General features: G+C 63.8%; 3 protein-coding genes and 2 pseudogenes. 4 read left to right on the top strand and 1 reads right to left on the bottom strand.

Annotated elements, in window-relative coordinates; genetic code table 11:
• Nucleotides 1-286: 286 nt before the first annotated feature.
• Nucleotides 287-1010 (top strand): annotated as a pseudogene (locus LCE31_RS37955) (transposase family protein).
• Nucleotides 1011-1202: 192 nt separating this feature from the next.
• Here the strand turns inward: LCE31_RS37955 and LCE31_RS37960 are convergent.
• Nucleotides 1203-2318: a lipocalin-like domain-containing protein gene (locus LCE31_RS37960; RefSeq protein ID WP_225022697.1), complete on the bottom strand. Its 1116-nt coding sequence runs from the start codon at nucleotides 2316-2318 to the stop codon at nucleotides 1203-1205.
• A gap of 119 nt (nucleotides 2319-2437) precedes the next feature.
• Here LCE31_RS37960 and LCE31_RS37965 point away from each other — a divergent pair, with 119 nt between their 5' ends.
• From LCE31_RS37965 to LCE31_RS40665, 3 genes and pseudogenes are all read left to right on the top strand, one after another.
• Nucleotides 2438-3016: a TetR/AcrR family transcriptional regulator gene (locus LCE31_RS37965; protein ID WP_225022699.1), complete on the top strand. Its 579-nt coding sequence runs from the start codon at nucleotides 2438-2440 to the stop codon at nucleotides 3014-3016.
• A 112-nt stretch (nucleotides 3017-3128) separates the two neighbouring features.
• Nucleotides 3129-3319 (top strand): annotated as a pseudogene (locus LCE31_RS37970) (transposase); the annotation flags it as partial.
• The gene (locus LCE31_RS40665) at nucleotides 3319-3447 is read left to right on the top strand and encodes a hypothetical protein (RefSeq protein WP_263632779.1); all 129 of its coding nucleotides are present in this window, start codon (nucleotides 3319-3321) and stop codon (nucleotides 3445-3447) included. The pseudogene LCE31_RS37970 and the gene LCE31_RS40665, both read left to right, overlap by 1 nt.
• Nucleotides 3448-3510 lie beyond the last annotated feature (63 nt).

Here is a 3510-nt window from a genome sequence, read left to right on the forward strand (position 1 = left end):
AACCGCCCCCGCCTACGCAAGCACAAGACCTTCGGCTACCTCACACCGGCCGAAAGCAGACAGCGGCATCAACACGCCCACGCGGCATAACGAACGAGTGTCCAAGATCACGGGGAAACTTCAGCGAGGCGTCCCCCTGAGTGTGGACACAGAGGTTCGTGCTGCGAGTGTGAGTGAGCCTCTTCCAACCTGACGGGTGGTTGGGCGGCGGACCCGGTGGCGGGCACGAAGAAAGCTCCTGGTAGACGGGTTCACGACCAAGATCACCAGTCCGCCAGGAGCTCCTGTGCTTGTCTACCCGTCTGCCATCGATCTGTCCAGCTGCACCTTGCAGCATCTTGCCGGTCTGCTCGCGGGCCATCGGCGTCGGATTGGCTCCCGCTGGCGCCGCCTCACCTGCGGCTGGCAGGCCCTGCACGTCCTGGCGCATCTGCGCTGCGGCGACCCATACGCCCGCCTCGCGGCGGGTTTCCGCATTGGGATCGCGACGGTCTACCGGTACATACGCGAGGTCGTCGACCTCCTGGCCGGGCTCGCTCCGACGTTGGAGCAGGCCATGCACACGGTCCGCAGGAAGGCGTACGTGATCCTCGACGGCACGCTCCTGCCGATCGACCGCCCGTACTACTCGGGGAAGAAGAAGCATCACGGCATGAACGCGCAAGTCCCCGCCGACCCGACCGGACGCCTGATCTGGGTCTCGGACGCGCTGCCGGGAGCCACGCACGACCTGACCGCGGCCCGGACCCACCACATCCCGGCCATTCTGGCCGCCGGCGACATCAAGTACTGGGCGGACAAGGCGTACCAGGGCGCGGGCCCCAATCCGCGTCCCGTTCCGCGGCAGGAACCTGCGCGGCTGGAGCCGACGTCACAACCGGGACCACGCCAAAATCCGCAGCCTCGGCGAACGCGCCATGGCGATTTTGAAGGGCTGGCGGATCCTGCGAAAGCTCCGCTGCAGCACCACCCGCATCACCGCCATCGTCGCCCTCGAACTCGCCAACTGATCAAGACGGAAAACGTTCAATGTTGATTCCCTGCGACCGCTTGGTCTCCACGCCGTCTGCACCCTTGCCGGGAACACTGGTAGCTTCTGGGTGGACGCGTCCACCGGACGGGTATGTGGGCTGTCCCGGACGGGTGATTCGGTGTCGAGCACGGTCCCGAACAGCGCCGCTGGCTCGTCCATCATGAGGCGGTCAGAGATGGGCGCGGGCATCGGGGAGTCCGAGGTAGTTGAACTCATAGACCATCTCGCCGGATTCCCTGACACTTGATTCGCTTTTGGTCAGAGCCAGGGTTGCGTTGGCGTAATAGCGCATGTAGGTGGGTTGGATTCCCATGGCGTCGTAGCGCTTGCGCTGTTCCTCACCGCCCATCCCGTAGTGATCCTGCTCTGCGGAGGTCCCGTACATGTCGCGTATCTCGATGATCTGCGACCACTCGATCTGGAACTCGGCCGTAGTGTCCCCGTCACGGAACATGTAGCGACTGGTCTTTGGGTAGTCCTTGTTTGTCTGTTCGTCGTGATAGGTCTCGACCTCCACCTCGGCGTCACCGCGGTTGTCGAAGACGACCTTGCCCGAGGAATCGAGTACGCCGAAGATCGGGATACGTGTGAACCCGAAGCGCTCGGTGGCCACGAAGTCGTAGATGACGACCGTGAAGTTTTCGGTGTACAGGCGGCCCCACAGCCAGTGGTGCCAAGCCGCGAACGGGCTGATGTTGAACCACTGGTGATCGTGGTACCCCTGGCCCGTGACCTCCCAAGTCCTGCCGCCGACGGTCACCGTTCCCGTGACGCGGCAGCGCGGGACGGACTGGTCCGTGTAGTAGAACTCGTCGGTGTCCCCGAGTGCAACGTGCGACGTACCTCCAGCACGGTACGGCTCGACCAACGCCTCGTAGTGCAGGTCGACGCCGACGCCCTGTACCGGCTCCACTTTGACTTCGTAGTTCTTGAGGTCACCGACGGCGTAGTGCGGCCCGAAGCGCACTTCGCACTTCTCAGTGCCGATCGACGAGTTCTCGACCGGTACCGGGATCATACTCACAAATTCTTCCCCTTCGGGCGTCGTGATGTTCACGTTCAGATTCGGGCTGTCGATGCCGTCACCGTGTCCCGCGGGATCCACCGGACGGAAGGCGACGACGATCTTCGTGCCGTCGTCCATCGCACCGTCGAAGTACCAGACCTCGTTGTGCCCCGGTGCGGGAGTGTCGCGACGGCCGTCCTCCCACGGTTGGACGATTCCCGGCTTGATACCGAGCTTCTCGAAGTCCTCGGGTCGACTCATCAAACGCGCACTGGACATCCGGTCATCTCCTCCTCTGGCTCTGAGCGCTCCCTGGCCAGGGAGCAATGTAGTGCTACACGATGTAGCGCTACGCTAACGTAGCATTATCTGGCATGAGAGTGGAGGGAACGCGCGGTATGAAAACTCAGCAAGCCGACCTCAATGACGGCCGGTCCAAGCCGCGGCTGGCCACAGATCAGAAGATCGAATCCGCAGTCAGGGAGGTAATTGGCAGCGACGGCTTTGGCGGAGTCACCATCGACCGGGTCAGCGAGGTCTCAGGTGTTGCACGGACGACGCTGTACCGGCGCTACCGCAATCGTTTCGAGTTGCTCGAAGCTGTAGCCGAACAGATCGTGTCAACGATCCCTCCGGAGAACGAGATCACGCTGGAGGGGTTCACCCGGGTCATCGACCGGCTTCGGCAAGTCTTCGCGGCGGACGATATGCGCAAATTGGTCGCACACATGTTCCGTGCGGACGACGAATTCCTCGTCACATGGCGGGCCCGGTTCATCGGCCCCCGCCTCGCGGTCCTCCACGACTTCCTCGTGTGCGGCGTCGAGGCGGGGACTCTGGTGGCGGAGGCCGGTGACGGACTCGTCGTCGAACTCGTTCTTGGCGCGATTCTTGTCGCAACCACCATGCACGCCCGACTGCCCGACCATTGGTCGGATGCTCTCGCCAAACGCCTTTGGCCCACGATCGCCGCCTGACGGCGCCCCACCCCGCGCGGCGGGATTCCTCCTCCAGGCCGGGGGACCTGTCCCCGAGTGGTGGACATCTCTGAGTCTGGCTCCGGTAGGGGCCGGGTAGGAGGCATCTTTTATGGTGATGAAGGTCTACTCGTCCGAGTTCAAGGCGGATACTGTCGCGCTGTACCTGTCGGACCCGAGTCATACCTACGAGGGCATCGGTAAGGATTTGGGAATCAGCCGGGAGATGCTGCGTAACTGGGTGCGGGCCGAGCGGGCCCCGGAACGGCCGGTACGGGACGACGAGCACGGAGATGATGCGGGTGGATGCGCCACCGACGGCCGAGGGGCTTCAGGCCGAGAACGAGGCCCTGCGCCGGGAGCTGGCGGCGGCCCGGAAGGAGATACAGAAGCTCGTCACCGAGCGGGACATTCTGGGTCTTCAAAGTTGAGCGGTGCGGAGGTGTCCGCGGGCTCGGCGGGTGGTGACGCAGCGTGTGCGTAGGCGTTGGTCC

This window comes from Streptomyces sp. 8L (genome assembly GCF_020176795.1).
Classification (GTDB): domain Bacteria; phylum Actinomycetota; class Actinomycetes; order Streptomycetales; family Streptomycetaceae; genus Streptomyces.

Coding starts and splice junctions, on each gene's coding strand:
- LCE31_RS37960 (WP_225022697.1), bottom strand. CDS start 2,318: ATGTCCAGTGCGCGTTTGATGAGTCGACCCGAGGACTTCGAGAAGCTC.
- LCE31_RS37965 (WP_225022699.1), top strand. CDS start 2,438: ATGAAAACTCAGCAAGCCGACCTCAATGACGGCCGGTCCAAGCCGCGG.